The sequence below is a fragment of the Cryobacterium sp. TMT1-2-1 genome (assembly GCF_004403955.1).
Lineage (GTDB): Bacteria > Actinomycetota > Actinomycetes > Actinomycetales > Microbacteriaceae > Cryobacterium > Cryobacterium psychrotolerans.
On record NZ_SOHC01000031.1, the window covers coordinates 39,951 to 58,189 of the forward strand.

At 63.1% G+C, this 18,239-nt stretch carries 15 protein-coding genes, 1 tRNA gene and 3 pseudogenes; 8 read left to right on the forward strand and 11 right to left on the reverse strand.

Translation table 11 applies throughout. From position 1 onward, the window contains the following. The first annotated feature begins 111 nt into the window (after window positions 1–111). The 3 genes from E3T33_RS06155 to E3T33_RS06165 all read left to right on the forward strand — a co-directional run bounded on the left by E3T33_RS06155 (window position 112) and on the right by E3T33_RS06165 (window position 1,681). The gene (locus E3T33_RS06155; protein WP_092321766.1) at window positions 112–618 is read left to right on the forward strand and encodes a hypothetical protein; all 507 of its coding nucleotides are present in this window, start codon (window positions 112–114) and stop codon (window positions 616–618) included. Window positions 619–744: 126 nt separating this feature from the next. Beyond that, window positions 745–918, forward strand: coding sequence for a CsbD family protein (locus E3T33_RS06160; protein ID WP_092321765.1), 174 nt, complete (start codon window positions 745–747; stop codon window positions 916–918). Between the two features lie 121 nt (window positions 919–1,039). Continuing rightward, the gene (locus E3T33_RS06165; RefSeq protein WP_134574965.1) at window positions 1,040–1,681 is read left to right on the forward strand and encodes a thermonuclease family protein; all 642 of its coding nucleotides are present in this window, start codon (window positions 1,040–1,042) and stop codon (window positions 1,679–1,681) included. A 7-nt stretch (window positions 1,682–1,688) separates the two neighbouring features. Here the strand turns inward: E3T33_RS06165 and E3T33_RS06170 are convergent, their stop codons facing one another. Both E3T33_RS06170 and E3T33_RS06175 read right to left on the reverse strand, forming a co-directional pair. Continuing rightward, window positions 1,689–2,165, reverse strand: coding sequence for a hypothetical protein (locus E3T33_RS06170; protein ID WP_134574966.1), 477 nt, complete (start codon window positions 2,163–2,165; stop codon window positions 1,689–1,691). Window positions 2,166–2,246: 81 nt separating this feature from the next. Beyond that, a complete protein-coding gene (locus E3T33_RS06175) occupies window positions 2,247–2,726 on the reverse strand; it encodes a M15 family metallopeptidase (protein ID WP_347233196.1) in 480 nt (159 codons plus the stop codon). A 439-nt stretch (window positions 2,727–3,165) separates the two neighbouring features. Between E3T33_RS06175 and E3T33_RS15710 the strand changes: the two are divergent. Both E3T33_RS15710 and E3T33_RS15535 read left to right on the forward strand, forming a co-directional pair. Continuing rightward, window positions 3,166–3,447, forward strand: a pseudogene (locus E3T33_RS15710) (alpha/beta fold hydrolase); the annotation flags it as partial. Then, a pseudogene (locus E3T33_RS15535) lies at window positions 3,445–3,669 on the forward strand (integrase core domain-containing protein); the annotation flags it as partial. The pseudogenes E3T33_RS15710 and E3T33_RS15535, both read left to right, overlap by 3 nt. Before the next feature lie 42 nt (window positions 3,670–3,711). On the opposite strand, the pseudogene E3T33_RS15540 reads toward E3T33_RS15535, so the two are convergent. The 4 genes and pseudogenes from E3T33_RS15540 to E3T33_RS06200 all read right to left on the reverse strand — a co-directional run. Further along, window positions 3,712–3,979: pseudogene (locus E3T33_RS15540) on the reverse strand (TrkH family potassium uptake protein); the annotation flags it as partial. A gap of 154 nt (window positions 3,980–4,133) precedes the next feature. Continuing rightward, window positions 4,134–6,119 carry an APC family permease gene (locus E3T33_RS06190; RefSeq protein ID WP_198417251.1) on the reverse strand — a complete coding sequence of 662 codons (1,986 nt, stop codon included), beginning with the start codon at window positions 6,117–6,119 and terminating at the stop codon, window positions 4,134–4,136. Window positions 6,120–6,626: 507 nt separating this feature from the next. Further along, window positions 6,627–8,036 (reverse strand): FAD-dependent oxidoreductase, encoded by a 1,410-nt coding sequence (locus E3T33_RS06195; protein WP_347233197.1) that lies wholly within the window; start codon window positions 8,034–8,036, stop codon window positions 6,627–6,629. Window positions 8,037–8,146: 110 nt separating this feature from the next. Then, window positions 8,147–9,532, reverse strand: coding sequence for an FAD-dependent oxidoreductase (locus E3T33_RS06200; RefSeq protein WP_092321754.1), 1,386 nt, complete (start codon window positions 9,530–9,532; stop codon window positions 8,147–8,149). A 204-nt stretch (window positions 9,533–9,736) separates the two neighbouring features. Here E3T33_RS06200 and E3T33_RS06205 point away from each other — a divergent pair, with 204 nt between their 5' ends. Beyond that, a complete protein-coding gene (locus tag E3T33_RS06205; RefSeq protein WP_134574967.1) occupies window positions 9,737–11,191 on the forward strand; it encodes a cytosine permease in 1,455 nt (484 codons plus the stop codon). Between the two features lie 19 nt (window positions 11,192–11,210). Next, window positions 11,211–12,749, forward strand: coding sequence for an aldehyde dehydrogenase family protein (locus E3T33_RS06210; RefSeq protein WP_166784413.1), 1,539 nt, complete (start codon window positions 11,211–11,213; stop codon window positions 12,747–12,749). Between the two features lie 61 nt (window positions 12,750–12,810). Here the strand turns inward: E3T33_RS06210 and E3T33_RS06215 are convergent, their stop codons facing one another. The 4 genes from E3T33_RS06215 to E3T33_RS06230 form a co-directional block, all read right to left on the reverse strand. Continuing rightward, the gene (locus E3T33_RS06215; protein ID WP_134574969.1) at window positions 12,811–14,244 is read right to left on the reverse strand and encodes a PucR family transcriptional regulator; all 1,434 of its coding nucleotides are present in this window, start codon (window positions 14,242–14,244) and stop codon (window positions 12,811–12,813) included. A gap of 161 nt (window positions 14,245–14,405) precedes the next feature. Next, window positions 14,406–14,479 (reverse strand) — tRNA-Ile (locus E3T33_RS06220). A 9-nt stretch (window positions 14,480–14,488) separates the two neighbouring features. Then, window positions 14,489–15,697 carry a glycosyltransferase gene (locus E3T33_RS06225; protein ID WP_174775343.1) on the reverse strand — a complete coding sequence of 403 codons (1,209 nt, stop codon included), beginning with the start codon at window positions 15,695–15,697 and terminating at the stop codon, window positions 14,489–14,491. Window positions 15,698–15,926: 229 nt separating this feature from the next. Further along, window positions 15,927–16,841 carry a DMT family transporter gene (locus E3T33_RS06230; protein WP_166784414.1) on the reverse strand — a complete coding sequence of 305 codons (915 nt, stop codon included), beginning with the start codon at window positions 16,839–16,841 and terminating at the stop codon, window positions 15,927–15,929. Between the two features lie 40 nt (window positions 16,842–16,881). On the opposite strand from E3T33_RS06230, the gene def reads away from it, so the two are divergent. Next, window positions 16,882–17,448, forward strand: a complete 567-nt coding sequence (def, locus tag E3T33_RS06235; RefSeq protein WP_092321747.1) for a peptide deformylase — start codon at window positions 16,882–16,884, stop codon at window positions 17,446–17,448. Window positions 17,449–17,491: 43 nt separating this feature from the next. On the opposite strand, the gene E3T33_RS06240 is transcribed toward def, so the two are convergent. Continuing rightward, window positions 17,492–18,239, reverse strand: a 748-nt coding sequence (locus E3T33_RS06240) for a carboxypeptidase-like regulatory domain-containing protein (protein WP_206750194.1), incomplete at its 5' end; no start/stop codon positions are given.

Consider the following 18,239-nt stretch of genomic DNA (forward strand, 5'->3'; position numbering starts at 1 on the left):
CGGCGGGTATGGAGGCCGCGCCGACATCCGGCTAGACTCCCACTTTGTTTCACTCATACCCTGAGCGGGACTCCGCAGGAGCCGAGGCTCCCTGAGCGAAAGCAGGACTCCATGAAGATCACCGCGGAGAACATCAGCGCCATCATGGGCGCTCATGTGCTGGGCCCGGATGGCGACAAGATCGGCACCGTCGGCCAGGTGTTCGAGGATCAGATCAGCGGCCGCCCGAGCTGGGTCAGCGTGCGCACGGGACTGTTCGGATTGTTCGAATCCTTCGTGCCCCTCGATGACGCCGACTGGGACGGCGCGGACCTGCATGTCCCCTACGACAAGGCGCTCGTCAAGGACGCACCGCAAGTCGATGTGGACAACGATGAGCCCCTCAGCGCCACTGAGGAGCAGGAACTCTACGACCACTACCAGCTGGCCTACGCCGAGCCCACGGAAACGGGCATGGGCGCTTCGGGCACGGGTACTTCGGGCACGGGCACTTCGGGCACCGGCACTTCGGGCTCCGGCACGACCGGCCCGGCGGCCGACAGCGCCCGGTTCCGCAAGCACGTCCCGTCGGACGCACAGGCGGGAGACGAAGGGGCCGCGTCGAAGGACGCCGGCTGACCCCCTAACGGCTGCGCGAAGCGCGGTCGAACCCGGGAATTGTCCCGATCCCCCCTTTCGCCACGAGAGAGGATGGCATATCGTGGCCGTTCTGCTAGTCAACAAACTTAGAGAAGGGGGCCGATTATGAGCGGCGCTGACAAGATCGAGAACGCGGCCAAGGAAGCAGCCGGTAAGGCCAAGGAGGCGGTCGGAAACGCGACCGGCAACGAATCGCTGGAGGCCGAGGGCAAGACCGACCAGACCGAAGCCAACCTGAAGCAGGCGGGCGAGAACATCAAGGACGCCTTCAAGAAGTAGCCGGGCGATCGGAGCGTTCGAAGCGGATTCCCCGAGGGCAACAGTCGCGTTCGACTCCCGTCGCGCGCGTCTGGCCCCCTCCCGGCTGGTCTGTGGGAGACACACGCCCTAGTCTCAGGGAATGGGTGGGATACGGGGCGGTTCGGGCTTGCTGGTCGGCGTGCTGGCCCTCGGAGCGCTCGGTTTCGTCGCCGCCCAGCAACTCGGGCCGTTGACCCCGGCCCTCGAGGGCATCCTGAGCACTCCGCTCGGCGAACCGAACGACGCCGCAGAGCCGGGGGCGGGCGCGGCCGGCGGAGCTCCCGCCTCGTCAGGCGGCGGCATCCCGGCCAGTCCGGGCAATGCCGTGTCGATGACCGTTGAACACGTGCACGACGGTGACACGCTGTTCCTGCGCACGAATCAGCCGAACGCTTTCGTGGCGACGACGGACACCGTCAAGGTGCGGCTCGTCGGGATCGACACGCCCGAAGTGGGCGACCGCGCCGAATGCTTCGGCGACGAGGCCACCCGACAATTGCGAACACTCTTGCCCGACGGCAGTGTGACCTGGATCACCGCCGACAGTGACCCCGTCGACCAATACGGGCGCAGCCTGTTCTACCTGTGGACCGAGGACGGGCGATTCGTGAACTACGAGCTCGTTGCCGCCGGCGCTGCCGAATCGCTCATGATCGAGCCGAACGACGCCTACTACCCTCTGCTGCTTGCGGCCGAGGACGCCGCTGCGGCGGCCGGCGCCGGCATGTGGGGCGCCTGTTGATGCGCCGTTAGCCCCCGTAGCCCTCCGGGTAGAACTGGACGACCTCGTCGGTCCGGCACTCGGCCGGGACAGTCTCATCCGACGTTCCAAACGACCCCCACGGCACGTAGCCTCCCCCGGCGACGACCGTGTCCACGCCGATGACGATCGCCTGGTCCACGGTGGGCACCACGAGCAGCCAGGAGTCGCCGTCCCGCGTGAGTTGGCTGCCGTGCGGGAGCACCGCGAGGATCATGGTGCCGTCCTGGCCGGTCACGCCGACACAGGTGTTCGCGATGAACTCCAGTTTCGTCTCGAACCGAGCCTGCATGAACACGTTGTAGTCATACGTGAACACCATCCGCGTGTCCTCGACGGTCGGGGTCGGCTCCGGGGCCGGCGAGGCGCAGCCGGCCAGGGCTGTCGACCCCAGGATCGCCACCGCGAGAGACGCGAATCGTCTCCTCAGTGCGCGCGAGAGGGGCAGCTCAACGTGAACGATCATGATCGGCCCCCGTGTCGATTTTTCGACAGCCTAGCCGGGATTCGGTGACGTCCCGGGGACTGCGAAATCAGGGTGAGTGGATCAGTAGCTGGGGGCCGCCGGCAGGCGGAAGAACTCCTCGAGGGTTGTGAAGCCCGTCCGGCGCATCTCGGTGGTCAGGTACGGGCCCACGAAACGGTAATGCCACGGCTCGAAGCTGTAGCCGGTGACCGCCACCTTGTTAGCCGGGTAGCGGAGCAGGAACCCGAAGCGCCAGGCATTCGCCGAGAGCCATTTCCCCTGGTGGGTGTTGGCGAAGCAGGTGCTCAGCGAGCAGTTCGACGGCAGGGCGCTGACGTCGATGGCCCAACCCGTCTGGTGTTCACTCGTGCCGGGGCGTGCAATGATCTTGTCCGTGGCCGCGACGCCGCGGATCCGCACGCTCGCGTTGTACACCGACACCTGAGTGGCGTAGCTGCGGTACGCGCTTTGCGACTGCATTCGGCGTCCGGTCTCTGCCTGGTAGGTCGCGAGCATTTTTGTGGCGGCTTTGGAGGCCCCCACTGCAGCGACGGGCGCCACACGTAGTTGATCGGTACGTATACGAGCGGAGGCACGTAGCTGCGGGGGTTGAGCGGGCGCTTCTTGTTGACGACGACCCAGGGGCTCCTGGGGTCGGTGATCGAGGCCGCGTTGCGGTTGAACACGACGGCGGACGTGACCGCGAACGCTTTGGTGGTCGCTCGGCTCACGAGTGTCTGTTCTGGGGCCGCCTGCGCCTGAGACGGGGAGCCGGTCAGGGCGGCGCCGAGAGTGAGAGATGTGACAACGCCCAGGGTGGCGAGCACGGCCCGGCGGCGTGCGCGAGGGCGTGGGGTGTTGGTCATGTCCTTAGCATGGCAACACAGGGCGAATCACGCGGCCGACTCCCCCGGCGCTGCCCGCCCGTCACAGTGCCTTGTCCGTCGTGTCGGCGCTCGACTGAACCGAACGAGAGACGCCCGCGTGATAGACAGTGGGCATGCCCCGCCATGAGACCGCCTTCGCACACGGGTCCGGCCGCTCAGGCAAGGCCTGCTGGCCCAACCAGGTCGGGAACATCCCGGGTGCCGTGTTCGTCACGTTTCCGGGATATGGCAACGACTCCCCCAGGCCGACCGAGATTGGATGCTGGGTTGACAGCCTCCTGCGGGTGAGCGCCGAGCCGATCCACATCGTGGCGTCTTCCTACGGCGGAATCCCGGCAATCCTTGCTGCCATGGTGCGCCGCGAATGGCGTCACCCAGTCGATGGGGCTGTTGGCGTGTGCTGGGACAACGCCGTGGCCGAGTCTTTCTTCTCGCATATGAAGACCGAAATATACTACCAGCACGACTTTCAGAATCACCTCGCTGCGCGCACCGCGGTGATGGAATACATCGAATCCTGGTACAACCGGCGTCGCCCCCATTCGCACAACGGAGGACTACAACCAGCCGCCGCGCTGGCCGCTCACCACGACCGCCGCCAAAAGGCAGCGGCTTAGAAGAAAAACACATCAGACTGTCTCAAGAACTTGACGGGCGCAGTCGCTGAATAGCGCGAACCCGGCGTTGTTGAACGAGGACACGGCGTGGAACACTCCCAGCCAGATCGACCGGCCGACCGGACCGACAGCTTCCGGGCGATCGTGAGACCGATCACGGAGGCGAACGTCATGATCCCGAACCCGCCGACTTGGATCAGCAGGAGGATGACGACCTGGCCGACTGGGCTCCGGTACGTTGCCGTGTCGACGACGGTGGCACGGTCTCGCAGACGGCCAAGGTTGCCGTGAAGATGGCCTCGAGGAAGGTCACCCCGCCGTCGACGGATCGTTTTCGTCCCGCCCTGGCGGGTCATCCGTGATTGCGCGTGTTCACTCTACGCGCGCGCCGGCGCGGACAGACCCCGGGTATCCCCCCAGCGCGCTCGGTGCGCCAGCTCACCCGCGCGGGCCCGACGATGCTCTCAGCCGCCGCCCACGTGGATACCCGGCCTCCGGCTCGGGTCGGACTCGCTCTTGCGCAGGATCTCACGCACGACCGGTGCGGTGTCTCCGATCCCGAGTAGCAGGTAGCGAAGAAGATGTCCCAGCGGATTGCCCTCCGACCATTCGAAGTAGGCGTGCGGCCGCACCCCGGACGCGTCCCGCATCGCGAGCAGGATGGCCGCGATGGCGTTCGGGGCCGCAGGGCTCTCCGCCCGCAACACCCGATAGCCGGCGATCTCGACGCCGCGAACCCGCAGCGTCTCGCTGAAGCCGGACGGATCCACGACATCGACCTCCAGGAACAGGACGTCGGCGGCGCCCGGCACCGGGTTCATCCCTCGCTGTTCGGCCTCCTTCGCCGCATACCCCGCCTCCTCGTCGGCCTGAGGCCGGTTGGCGATGACGTTGAGCGCGCCATCGAAAACGAGGGAATCGCTGATGAACCGGCGGGCAGCCTCGTCGAACTCGACGTGCTCCACCCGCAGCTCGGTCGTGCGTGACACCCGGGACACCAGGGAGACGACGATGATCCCGGCGATGAAGAACGCCGAGATCATGATGCCGTCGGGCTTCTCCAGGATGTTCGCTCCCAGGGCGTACAAAAGCACGACGGTCAGGGCGCTGAAGGCCATGGCGGCTCGTCGTTGCCGACGCCGGGCGGCCGAAATGGTGACGGCCACGGCCCCGGAGACCATCATGGCGAGGATTCCGGTGGCGTAGGCGCCGGCCTGGGCGTTCACGTCGGCGTTGAATCCGATCGTGATCAGGATGCTGATTCCGGTGTAGACGAGCACGACCGGCCGCACAGCACGGCTCCAGTCCGGGGCCATGCCGTACGCCGGGAGGTAACGCGGAACGATGTTGATCAGGCCAGCCATCGCGGATGCGCCGGCGAACCACAGGATGAGGATGCTGCTGATGTCGTAAGCGGTGCCGAACGTGTTCCCGACGCGCTCATGGGCCAGGTAGGCCAGGGCGCGGCCGCTGGCTTCGCCGCCGTCCTGGAAAGCGTCTGCCGGGATGAGTACCGTCGTGACGAAGCTGCTGGTCAGCAGGTACACGCTCATGATGACGGCGGCCGCGGTCAGGAGCTTTCGCGTATTGCGGATCCGCGACGCCAGTCGCTCCTCCCGGGTCTTCCCCTTCGAGGCAACCAGCGGCATCATGCTCACCCCGGTTTCGAAACCCGACAGCCCGAGTACCAGAAGCGGGAACGCGATGAGCGCCGGGCCGATGATGTCGCCGAAGCTGCCGCCGCGGGACATGAGGGCGTCCGTCCAGCCCGCCAGGGCACCAGATTCGGTGAACACGTCGTACAAACCGAAGCCGATGACGATCCCGTTGAGGAGCAGGTAGACGGCCACGAGCGGAATCGCGACCCTGACGGCTTCGGTGAAGCCGAGGAGAAAGACTCCGCCCAGCACGAGGAGAAGCACGATCGTGATCGTTACCGCCTGTCCCTCGAGGAACGCGGGGACGTACGGGTTCTCGAGCAGGTGCACCGTGGCATCCGCCGACGACAGCGTGATCGTGATGATCCATGACGTCGCGACGAACCCGAGCAGAACCAGCACAAAGAACTTGCCCCGCCAGAACGGCAGCAGGCGTTCCAGCATGGCCACGGACCCCTGGCCGTGTGGGCTCTCCTTGGCGACCCGATGGTACATCGGCAGCATCCCGAGCAGCGTGAGGGCCACGATCAGCAGCGTCGCCAGGGGCGACAGGGCGCCGGCGGCGAGGAAGGCGATTCCGGGCAGATATGAGAGCGTCGAGAAGTAGTCAACGCCGGTCAGGCACATCACTTTCCACCAGGAGTGCGTCGTCGCGGTGTCTTCGGTGCTCTCTGGCCCAACGGGCTGCACCCTGTGCTGCAGCAGCCACCGCGTAAGGCTGTTCGGCTGTGCTCCGACATGGATGGGCCGGGGAACGCTCTCCGGGATTACCGGCGCATTTGCTGAATCCACTTCGCTTTTCCTCTTGTTGCTCGCGCCGGTCGAACATCGAGCGATTGCGCGAATGCGCGAATGCGCGAATGCGCGAATGCGCGAATGCGAAACTCCAGCTTCAATTGTCTGCCCTGCAAAGGCAAGCGCCGCACATTCAGGCTGGGCACGCGGGGGGAATGTCGTTAGGTTTCCGGCCACGTCCGTTGGGGAATCGTAAGGCCCGTTTCGTACTCGCTCCGGCTGGGTGTGTGCTCGTGCCGTACCCCGGTACTCGCGCACCGATCGGGTGACGCGTTTCCGGCCTTCGGATGGAGTCTCCTGTGCTGGACATTGCGTACGTGCTCGGCGTGATCGCCGTCTTTGCACTGATCGGATTCGTCGCGTGGGAAGTCGAAGAGCTGTGATCGGCTTGGACCTCTCGTCACCCGGCAGTGGGGGGCCTCCTGAGGGTTCCAATTGGCGCCCCGACGAGAGCGCAGAGGGAACTGAGGGCGAAACGGGACGCTCCAGCCTGAAATCGAGACTTCATTTTCCGATGAGTTCTCGGGCGGCTGCGCGTCCGGTCCGCACGGCGCCTTCCATGTAACCGCAGACCCATTGGTCGGAGCCCACCACCCAGAAGGGAGGTTCGTGCGTGCCATGAAGGGGACCGACGGCAGTGAGTTCCCCAGGACGCCACGCTGTGATGTAACCCTGTGTCCACGGATCCGCACCCCAGTTGCGCATGAAGACGGCCTCTGGGGCCGTCGCCCGCGGCCCGTAGGCTGATCCCAGTTCCGCCGTCAAAGCCTTCTCACGGAGCATTGGCGGCGTGGCAAAGTAGGGCCCCAGTTTGCCAACGGGTACGAGTGCAGAGAGAATGCCCGTGTTCTGCACCCACGTCCCGCCGAGGATGGTGTGTTCAAAGTAGCCGGTGCCGTTCTGGTTGTTCTCCTCCCAGAAGGAGGAATCGTAGACGGTCACGAACTTCGCGGTCGGGGCGTGTTGTTGGCGGTGTAGCGATGCGAGGCGCTCGGCGCTGAGACCGGTTATGCGAACGTCCCGAAGCGGCCCTGCCGGCAAGGAGCAGACGACGTCGGACGCGGTGAAGCGCTCACCGGTGTGGAGGGTCACGGAGACACCGTTCGTGGTGATGTCGATGGCGGCCACGGGGCTGGAATAGCGAATGCGGTGCGCGAGTTGCTCGGCCATGAGAAGTGCGACGGTAGCGGAGCCCTCGACGACCTTCAAGCTCTCCCACGCGTCGTAGTTGTAGAACCCGAGGGCACCCGCCGCCGACTCCTTGCGGAGGTCGCCGAGCAGCGACCGCCGCTCGACGGAGTCGTCCGCCAAGGCCATCGCACGAACTTCCATGGCGCGTACGATGTTGGCGGTGGCGCCTTCAGAGCGCAACCAGTCACCGACTGACAGGCGGTCCAGAGCCACAGCGTCGGGATGCCCCCAGGGATTGTCCGGATCCACGGTCGCCGCCAACTCTGCGAACTGCCGCTCGATTCGGTCGTGCTTCCGCTGGTCCGAGGCCGATAGCCATGGCACCGCGTTGCCCACGGACAGGCCGTCGTTCATCAGCCAGGTCGACTCGCCCGGGATATCGGTGAAGCTCGGACCGAGGTGCAGGCCCAGGTCATCGACGAGCCCACGATACGCCGTGTGGAAGTCGCCCACGACCTCTCCGCCAAGTTGAACGAGGCGGCCATCGGCAGTCCTGGTCTGCTCGACCCGCCCGCCGGGCCGGGCGCGAGCCTCCAACACAACGACATCCGACCCGGCATTCATCAGGTCCCGAGCAGCGCTCAGCCCAGCGAGGCCGGCTCCAACTACAACCACATCGTGCGGACTCATTCTGCCTCTTCGGTCTGCGGGAACGCCAGCACGAACTCGAACTCGAACTCGAACTCGAACTCCACGAATCGCTATCTGGGCTGCTGCGGACATTTCGGACGGCGGAATAAGTGCCTTCTTCAAGCGGTCAGGGCTGGCTGTTGATAACCATAGTGGTCTCCATTGGGCCTGCGGTAGCCCGGGGCTGAGTGCCGGCGCTGCCGTCAGTGGCCGATGTATTTCCAAACACTCGATGCAATCTTTGAGGGTTTCCCCGAGCGCGCCTCGTTGCGATCCGCCTGCGCGAAAGCCTGCGTGACGGCATTGACCCCAAGCCACCGCAGTGGCTCCGGTTCCCATCGCGGTGAATGCCGTTGAACCCAGGGGAGTTGACGAAGCTCCGACTCAGTGTCAAGAATTTCCGCGGCAAGTGTCCTTCCCGCGACGAATGCCGTCGATACGCCGTCGCCGACGTACCCTCCGGCCTGTCCGAAACCGGTAGCGCGATCGAATGTCACCGAGGGATACCAGTCACGCGGGATTCCCAGATTCCCTCCCCACTCGTGGGTGAATTGAACATCCGCGAGGGCTGGGAAAAGGTCCCTAAGAATGTGACGAAGCATCGCGTGAACATCCGGCTCGCTGTCGAAAGACGCACGGACGCGCGACGCATAGTGGTAAGGCGCGCCGCGACCGCCGAACGCTAGACGGCCGTCGGCCGTGCGTTGACCGTAAATCCGCAGGTGCCGCTTGTCGGAGAAGGTTTCGCGTTCGGCCAGACCAATTTTTTCCCAGATGTCCTTGGGAAGCGGTTCGGTGGCGACCATGAGTGAGTACATGGGGACGATATCCCGGTGGAATTGTGGAAACTCCGCCGTGAACCCTTCGGTCGCGCGAATGATGTAGTCGGCCGTGACGGTTCCCCCCGTCGTTTCCAACTTTCGAGTACCAATCGCCGTCACGCGCGAACGCTCGTAAATCGAAACGCCGAGCTTCTCGACGACCCGAGCCAGTCCTGACGCCAGTTTTGCAGGTTGGATGGCTGCACAATTCGGGGTGTAGGTGCCGCCCATCACCTCAGTGGCGTTGCTCCGTGCCGACGCTTCCTTTGCGGACAGAAGGCTCATGTGCTCATCACCGAAGCCCCAGGACCTCCACCCTTGGACCTCGTTCTGGGAACGAACCAATTGAGCCTCGTTTCGTGCAAGCGAGACGTAGCCGCCTTGCTTCCAGTCACAGTCGATCCTTTCCTGGGCGAGAATTGTGCCCATTTCTGTGATCGATTCGTTCATCGCCTGCTGAAGTCGGATAGCCGCATCGCGCGAACTGAGGCTCGCTATCTTCTTCATCGATGCCGGGAACAGGGCCGAACACCATCCACCGTTTCGCCCTGACGCTCCGTAACCGACCGTTTCGGCCTCAAAGATCGCAATGGACAGATTCGGCTGCTGTTGCTTGAGGAAATAGGCAGTCCACAAACCCGTATAGCCGGCACCGATGATAGCGACATCGACATCCAGATCGCCTCCCAATGGCTCGGAGCCGAACGGTACGAGGCTGGAATCTGCATGCCAGAGGGACAAGGGGCTGTGGGTCGCGGAGTTGATCACGGTTCTCAGTGTGGATGTGAGGCGATTGTCTGTAAACGTGACGTTGATACAAGAGTTGACACATATTCGTACTTTTTTACAGTTCAGATTGTGGACGGCTTTGCTCACACTTGTCCACGAAGCCAAACGCAATACGTGAATGAACTTCGGGACTCGACAAACGAGATCCAATCCCCGACAACGAAGTCAAATGGAGAAGCAATCATGACCACAACGCGATCCGATTCGACCTTGATTGGTCAGATTGAAGTGCGCTCGATTGATTACGTGCCCGCGCACGAACGCAAGGGCAAACTCACGGACCAGGCAACGATTTGGTTTGCCGGCAGTGCACATCTCTTGAGCATGGCAACCGGTGCGCTCGGAATTGTTATGGGACTCAACTTGGGGTGGACGCTCATTGCGCTCGTCGTCGGCACCGTCGTCGGCACCGCGCCGGTAGCCTCACACGCCACCCAGGGACCGCACCTTGGCTTGCCCCAAATGATTCAGAGTCGACCGCAGTTCGGCCGCTACGGAGCCCTCGCCATTTGGCTGATGGCCATCGTCGTTTACTGGGGTTACATCGTATTCGGAGGCAACCTCCTCGGTGCCACCGCCGAAGAGCTTGGCGGCGGAAGCGCCCCGACGTGGGCGATCATTACGGGACTCGTCGCTGTTGCTCTCGCGATTTTTGGATATCACTGGCTCCACGTAGCTCAACGGTATATTTCGGTTGCGCTCATCATCGCGCTGGTGATTTACATCCTCGGGTTGTTCGCTAACGGTGCCATCCCGGCAAGCTCATGGGATCTCAGCTCGGCAACGTTCAAGCCTGCCGCGTTCTTCACTGCAGTCTCCGCCGCGGCCGCCTACCAGTTGTCGTGGGCGTTCTTCGTCTCCGACTACTCGCGGTACATGCCTGCCAGCACCCACAAGGCCAAGATCATGACCTGGACGTCACTTGGATTGTTCTTCGGGGTCTTCTCGTTCGAGGCGGTCGGCGCAATCTGCATGGCGCTGCTCCCGGATGAGTACTTCATCACGAGCCTCTCGCAAACGGGCGACTCGGTCTTTGCAGGGCTCGGACCAATAATGCTCGTCCTGGGTGGGCTCGGACTTCTCGGCCTCATGGCGATGTGCGTGTATGGCGGATCACTCACCATCATCACGGCCATTGACAGCGTCCGATCGGTGGTACCAACGCGCCGAATCCGCATCGTGACCATTCTCATGGTCGGACTGACGGCGACCGTTGCCGGCGCGTACATGCCCGCCGACTTTCTCAACACGAGCTTCGCGACCATCCTCGTCGTGCTGTCGTACCTGATGGCGCCGTGGACCGCCATTAACCTGACGGACTTTTTTCTGGTGCGTCGTGGTCACTACTCGATTCGCGAGATGTTCTCGCGCACCGGTATTTACAGCAACTGGAACTGGCGCGGAATAGCCGCCTACGTCCTGACATTCGTCATCATGATTCCGTTCATGTATCTGTCCTTCTACCAGGGGCCAATTGCACTCGCACTCGGTGGCGTTGACGTCGCCTTCTTCGTGGGAATCCCGATTGGTGGTCTCATCTACTGGATTCTCTGCCGAGGTATGGATCTTGATGCTGAGCGGAAAATCATCGAATCCGCTGACCGCGACCTCGATTCCTTCGCCGCTCCCATCGAATAGTTCAAAGGAAAAGACCACGATGAACACAACCCTTCACCGCGGCTCAAGGGTCGCGCACGACACCATGGCAGCGCTCAGCAATTCGTACTTCGGCAAGAACGGACTTGCCAAAGCTGGTGACGAGAAATTCGCCGACGTACTCAACCCGAGCACTGCGGAGGTCATCGGGTCGATATCGGACCTTACGGAGAAGCAGGTCGATGACGTCGTGCGCGACGCGAATGCGGCTCAACGTGAGTGGTACGCGCTCAGTGCCCTCGATAGAGCGGAGTTGATTCACGAAGCAGGTCGACGCGTTCGAGAGGACCAGCGCCTCATCGCCGAAATTCTTTCGACGGAAACGGGAAAGCCGTTCAAGGAGAGTTACGACGAAGTGAGTTGGGCCATCACCGCCATGGACTACTTCGCCGAGGTTGGCCGACACGCCATCGGCACGGTTCAGGGCCCGGCGACAGCCGGGCAATTGCATTACACGATCAAGGAACCGATGGGCACCGCAGTAATCATCCTGCCCGCAAATTACCCCATCGTCTTATCCATGTGGACGGGAGCGGCGGCGCTTGCGGCGGGTAATGCGATCATCATCAAACCGTCCGAGTGGGCAACGCTGACAACGCTGGCATTTGTGCGGGCGTTCGAGGTCCTGCCTGCGGGGCTCGTGCAGTGTGTTCCGGGAACGGCCCGCACCTCATCGCAACTGGTCAGCCACGCCGACACGCATCAGGTCTCGTTCACGGGAAGCGTACCGACTGGTCGGATTGTGGCGAAGGCGTGTGCCGATACCTTCAAGCCGTTCATCATTGAGGCGTCGGGAAGCGACCCGTTCATCGTCATGCCGTCCGCGAACCTTGATGTTGCGGCACGCGGTGCGGCTTTTGCCGCCTTTATCAATGGGGGGCAGGTCTGCACGTCGACCGAAAAGCTTATCGTGCACACGGACGTTTATGACGAGTTCATGGGTAAGTTCCGAAAGCACATCGCTGCTCTTCGCGTCGGTCACCCGCTTGACAAAGTCGACGTCGGTCCGATGGAGAACGCTCGAGAACTCGCGCGAGTGACGAGGATTCTCGAGCGCGCCATCGAACAGGGTGCACAGGTAACTCTCGGGGGTAAGCGCCCAGCGATTGCGGATGAGTCACTGGCCAGCGGATTCTTCCTGGAACCGACGATTCTTGAGGGGATGACGCGGGACATGGACATATACATGCAGGAAATATTCGGCCCCGTCGTCGCTGTCTATCGAGTCTCGAGTTTCGATGACGCACTGGACCTGGCGAACGGATCGCCGTTCGGTCTTGGGGCCAATCTTTACTCGGCAGACATCGTTGAGATCGACCGAGCCAATCAGGAGCTCATCGCGGGAATGGTTTGGATCAACGCCCCGCTTCTCGATAACGACGCGGGACCGTTCGGCGGCCGAAAAATGTCGGGAATCGGGCGTCAACTCGGTGCGGAAGGGTTAGACACTTTCCGTCACGCGAAGTTCATCATTGTCGACGCGAAGCAGTCCGAACAGAACTTCTGGTGGTTCCCCTACGACGATTCCGAAGCGTTCTAAGTCAATGCGGCTTTCGCGTCTTAGTTCAGCCACGGTGCATTCAACCTCCGTGGGAACACATCTAGCGGTCAACGTCGTCTGCTAAACCGCTGTAGGAAGGCCAGCCTTGGTAGGCAATCCAGAAAGCCGACAGATCAGCCGAACTCGAGACGTCTCGTCCCGTGATCTCCTTGATCTTCATGAGTCTGTACGAAAGGGTTTGCCGATGGATATTAAGTTCCTGAGCCGTATCGATCCATCGTCGGTCATTGCGGATGAAGCAGAACAGGGTCTCTCTCAGGGCTGCAGACTTCAGATCGACTCGAGCCAGGTCTCCGAGCACCTGGGCGACGATTTCCGATGCTTCTTTTCGTGAACGTGTCAGTAGAGAGATCGAGACACCCTCAAAGTCGTTCCACATCTGATTCGTTCCACGGGCGGATGCCAATGTTTTAGCTGCTTGGATCGCGGCAAACTGTGTGTCGCGATAATCGGTGAAGGTTGAGGAAGCAGCAGCCTGTATTGAGAGCTTCGCTAAGAGCGCTTGCACAGGCTCGAGTGAGCTCAGCGGTACAAATATGAGCATGGCGCCTCGGTGCAGCGTAGCCAAGGCGGGAAGTTCCGCCATACCGATAGACCGTCCAACCCGTTCCTCTTCGTGGCCCGAGACGGCGACAAGTTGGAAGCCGTCGGAAAACGTTGAGTGCCCGAGGATGTCATCCAGCCCCGGCGGGAGATGACTATTGAGAAGTTCCTGCAGTGCCAGACTGCTTCTTTCTACGCGTCGTCTGACGGAACGAAGGACTCTGCTGACCGCAATGTCCACCACCTGCAGCAGGTGCACTTGAATGAAGCTGTCAAGCTCCTCGCCTGGGAATTCAGTGACCCTCAGGGCTATTCCTCGGTCTGTGGGCAGGGCGAACGATCGTACCGGTGAGTCCTCGTGGGCATCAAGATTTCGTAGCTCGCCTCCATCAACAATCACAATCCCCGTGCTGTTGTCCACGACGCTCAGTGCAACTCCGAGCAATCCTTGCAGATCACGAAGAAGGGTGCGGGGATCAGATTCAGCGAACGTGGCGAGATGGTACAACTTGCTGAGCTTCAAGACTTGAAAGGTCTGCTCGGTGGTTGTGGCGGCAGCAACCGTGCGCCCGATGGAAGCGAACGGAGTATCCCGCCCCGTTTCAAGGAGGGGAAACCCTCGCTTGTTTGCCTCATCAATCATGTCCGGGCTGATCGCGGGTGCAATGTCGTTAAGGCCGATTGCGATTCCTGCCAGGCCGGCGTCATCCAGAGCAGAGACGAATTCCCTCTGACGCGCAGGGTCTTCGGGGACGCACAGGCCGACGGTCATGAGGAGTTCGTCAGGACCGAGCCAACGCCAGGGATCGTCCATCTCGCAACTGTGGGCCCATAAGACCTTGCGGGAGAGCCCGGCTGCACCGCCGAGTACGCGGGTGTCCAGACTGGCTGTCGTCGTTAGATCGCCGACTGTAAGTACTGAGCGTTTCATGCGCCGGAGGACTACCAGGCAGCAGGGCGTGGGGAATCAGACATCCCCCAATCATGGCATCCTGAGCCGGCCCACACGATCTGGCATGCTCACCCCACAACGGGGCTTACGCACTATGCTTCGACCTGGATCGCCCTCCCTGATCAAACGGTGTTCTGATGTAGGGCGGATGGGACTTGAACCCATGACCGACGGATTATGAGTCCGCTGCTCTAACCAGCTGAGCTACCGCCCCGCGCCGTGACTACTCCGGAGAGCTGGCCGTGGCTTCGTCGTTGACCGGATCGATCACCGGTTCCCCACGATACAGGCATTCAAATGTGTTCAAGGTGCGGTTGATGTCGTGCGCGCCGATGAGCCTGATCGACTCGCGCTTGAGGGCTTCGAGTTGCAGCGGCGGCGCGGTGAGCACCTTCGTGAGCTTGTCGGCGAGGTCCCGAGCATTGCCCGGCCGGAACAGGTAACCGTTCTCGTTGTCGTGGATCAGGTGCGGAAGGGCCATGGCATCCGCTCCGACGACCGGCAAGCCGGAGGCCATGGCCTCCATCGTCGCGATGCTCTGCAGTTCCGCGATCGAGGGCATGGCGAAGACGGTGGCACGCGAGTATGCCTCGCGCAGCTCCTCGTCCGTGACGTAGCCGGCGAAGATGACGCGGTCGCTGATGCCGAGGGTGTCGGCTAGGTGCTCCAGGTTGCGTTTCTGGTCGCCGCCGCCCACGATTTCGAGTGTCACCTTGAGCTCGGGTGCGAGCAAGGCGATCGCCTGCAGGAGAACATCAATCTGCTTCTCGCCGGTCACCCGACCAACGAACAGGATGCGGTTCTCCGTGCGCGGGCCGAAGCTCGGCGAGTAGTTGTCTGCGTTGATTCCGCAGGAGATGGCGTGCACGCCGACGAGTCCCGTGTATTTCTCGAGGAACTGGGCGGCCCGACGGGTCGGCGTCGTGACGGCCTCGGCACGGCTGAAGGTGCGTCGTGCTGCCCGCCACAATGCCGTGATGACCCGGTCCTGGAATCCCTTCGGGACGAGCGAGAACTGCAGCAGGTTTTCCGGCATGAGATGGTTCGTGCCTACGATACGGATGCCCCGCTTCGCCGCCTCGATCGCCACGCCACGCCCGACATTGATGGCCGACTGGAAGTGCACGACATCCGGCTGGAAGGTGTCCAGGATGTGTCGGCTGTGACGACGCACGATCCACGGCAGGGCGAAGCGCAGCCAGTCGTGCGGCCTCCAGCGCCAGCTCTGCAGGCGGTGCACCATCATGGGCTGGCCCTCATGGACTTCAATCCAGCTGCCGTGCTTGCGCGTGGGGGCGGGCGCCATGACGTGAACGTCGTGGCCGCGGGAGACCAGGCCTGCCGCCAGGCGCTCTGCGAACTTGGCGGCGCCGTTGACGTCAGGGGCGAACGTGTCGGCCGCGATCAGTACACGGATGCGATCCTTCGCCATCCCTGCCCCTTTTTGTGACAAGTCGATCGGCAGGTCCGTCGAATCTGACAAGTGGCGTGGTCCCAACGTAGATGTGCCGGGGAGAATCATCCGGCATAGAAGTTTCGGTTTCGGCGACGCGCGCCGTAGAGGTCTGCTTGCACCCTATTCTAAACCGACGCCGCTTCGGCGAGCCTGAGTTACGGCGCGCCACGCTAGTGCAGGGCCAATCCCCCGCCTCCCGGAACTGTCAGGGGCGAGTCTGCGGGTGGTGCTTCGACAGCAGGAAGACGCCCCAGATCGCGATGACGCCCGCCACGAGAAAGGCGGCCGCCGCCCATGGCGGAGCCTGCGAGGCTTCCCCGAGGACGACGATGCCGATGCCCACGGCGACGAGGGGATCGACAACGGTCAGCCCGGCGATCACCAGGTCCGGAGGACCCGATGCGTAGGCGTTCTGCACGAAGTAGGCGCCGAGTGCGGCCGCCAGGAGCAGCCCCGCGACGCAAATCAACGTGAGCCATTCGAAGTTTCCGTACTGGGTGCGGTTGATGACGACCTTGGCCAGCGTCGCCACGAAGCCGTAGAGGACGCCGGCGCCGATGATGTAGAAGATCGCCTGGAACCGTGTCCGGAGGAAAGCGAAGGCGAGCCCGAAGGCGACGAGCACGCCGCCGAGCACGGTCAGGATCGTGAGCAGGTTGGCGTCGGTGACCGGCTTGTCGACGGCGGTGAATGCGGCGACCGTGACGAAGAGGCCCACCCCGCCGACGCACATGGAGATGGCGATCACCGATGCACGGTTGAGGCTCACCTTGCTGATGCGCGCATTGAGGATGGCCGTGATCACCAGGGCGACGGCGCCGAGCGGCTGCACCACGATGATCGGTGCGAAGAACAGGCTCGTGAGCTGGAAGACGATGGCCAGTCCCAGCATGACGGTTCCGAGCACCCACGACGGCCGGGCGAGCAGGAGCATGAGCTGTCGGGGGTTGAGCCCGCCGGTCACGGCAACCGTGTTCGCTTCGACCTTGGTGACACCCCGGTGCTGGAATTGGGCGCCGAGCGACAGGAAGACGGCGCCGATCAAGGCGATCGGGATTCCGATCGCCTGGCGTGGGTCAATCGCGATGTCGACCGGTAAGGAGATCAGGTCGAGGGTCACTCAATGACCCTATCCAGATCCATCCCGATATCCTTGCTGAATGGCCGTTCGACCGATAGTAATTTCAGGGGACCCTGTCCTGCACTTCCCAGCGAATCCCGTAGTCGTTTTCGACGATGATTTGCGCTCGCTCGTGCAGGACATGTTCGAAACGATGGATGCCGCACCCGGCGTGGGCCTCGCCGGCCCTCAGGTCGGCGTGCCCCTCCGACTCTTCACTTTCAGCTACGTCGATGACGACGAGCGCGCGTGGCGCGGCGTGGCCATCAACCCCGAGTTGTGGATCACTCCCGTGCCGGCCGGGTACGCCGACGAGGATGACGACGTCGAGGGCTGCCTGTCGTATCCGGGCGAGCGGTTTCCGCTGCTGCGCGCCCAGTCCGCCATCCTTCGTGCCGTGGATGTTGACCAGAAGCCCTTCGAGATCCGTGCGGACGGCTGGCTGGCGCGGATCTTCCAGCACGAGTACGACCATCTCGAAGGCACGCTCTACGTGGATCGACTCGAGCACGTCTATGGCAAGATCGCGGCGAAGGTCACTCGTAAGCGGGGCTGGGGCGTGCCCGGGCTCAGCTGGATGCCCGGGATCGACAACCTCGAAGATTGAACCCGCGCGCTGACAGGTAAGGCGAGCCGGTTACGGTGCTGTTTTACGCGTTCCCGGCGTTGGTCGCTGACGCGATCCCCTGCGCCGGTCCCTGACGCTGTTCCTCGCGTTGGTCCCTGGCCAGTCCGTCGCCTTCGACCACGATGTCGGCCGCATCGACATTCGCCAGCGTGGCGTCGACCGTGATCTCCCCGCTCGCACCCGACGGGCAGTGGGCGGTCAGGGTGTATTCGCCCGCGGGCAAGGTCCACGCGTAGGTGCCGTCCTGCCCACTCAGCAGGGCGATTTCGGGGACCGGTCCGCCGCTGATCACGCCCACGACGATGGCGCACCCCTCCCGCGGCCGGTCGTCGGTGCCACGAACCGTGCCGCTGATCGTGTGCTGCGCGGCCGTGCAGGCTGTGCCCGCGCCGAGGACTGCCACGGCCAGGAGGACGGCAATCGTCGCGGGCCGCGGGGCACGGCGGGTGGTGTGCGCGCGCCGAGAACTCACGCCTGCGCTCAGCGTCATGATGTCCACGTCATGATGTCCACGGTCGCCCCCTCTCCACGTCAGCGTGGAAGGGAACCGGGCCGTTGTCAATGCCGGGCCGCGGGCCGCAGCCGATGATGTCTGCGGGCGGAACGCCTTGTCCACACTCTCGTCCTCGCTCTCGTCCTCGCTCTTGTCCTCGCTCTTGTCCTCGCTCTTCTCCTCGCTCTTGTCCTCCACAGGGCGGGTCCGGGTGAGGTTGTCGCGACACGGTCGAACATAACTGCGGATGTCGGTGGGTGCTGAGAGAATCTCAGTA

Excerpts from the sequence above, each read along its gene's own strand:
- E3T33_RS06155 (WP_092321766.1), top strand. The coding sequence starts at position 112 with ATGAAGATCACCGCGGAGAACATCAGCGCCATCATGGGCGCTCATGTG.
- E3T33_RS06160 (WP_092321765.1), top strand. The coding sequence starts at position 745 with ATGAGCGGCGCTGACAAGATCGAGAACGCGGCCAAGGAAGCAGCCGGT.
- E3T33_RS06165 (WP_134574965.1), top strand. The coding sequence starts at position 1,040 with ATGGGTGGGATACGGGGCGGTTCGGGCTTGCTGGTCGGCGTGCTGGCC.
- E3T33_RS06170 (WP_134574966.1), bottom strand. The coding sequence starts at position 2,165 with ATGATCGTTCACGTTGAGCTGCCCCTCTCGCGCGCACTGAGGAGACGA.
- E3T33_RS06195 (WP_347233197.1), bottom strand. The coding sequence starts at position 8,036 with ATGTCCGCAGCAGCCCAGATAGCGATTCGTGGAGTTCGAGTTCGAGTT.
- E3T33_RS06205 (WP_134574967.1), top strand. The coding sequence starts at position 9,737 with ATGACCACAACGCGATCCGATTCGACCTTGATTGGTCAGATTGAAGTG.
- E3T33_RS06210 (WP_166784413.1), top strand. The coding sequence starts at position 11,211 with ATGAACACAACCCTTCACCGCGGCTCAAGGGTCGCGCACGACACCATG.
- E3T33_RS06215 (WP_134574969.1), bottom strand. The coding sequence starts at position 14,244 with ATGAAACGCTCAGTACTTACAGTCGGCGATCTAACGACGACAGCCAGT.
- E3T33_RS06225 (WP_174775343.1), bottom strand. The coding sequence starts at position 15,697 with ATGGCGAAGGATCGCATCCGTGTACTGATCGCGGCCGACACGTTCGCC.
- def (WP_092321747.1), top strand. The coding sequence starts at position 16,882 with ATGGCCGTTCGACCGATAGTAATTTCAGGGGACCCTGTCCTGCACTTC.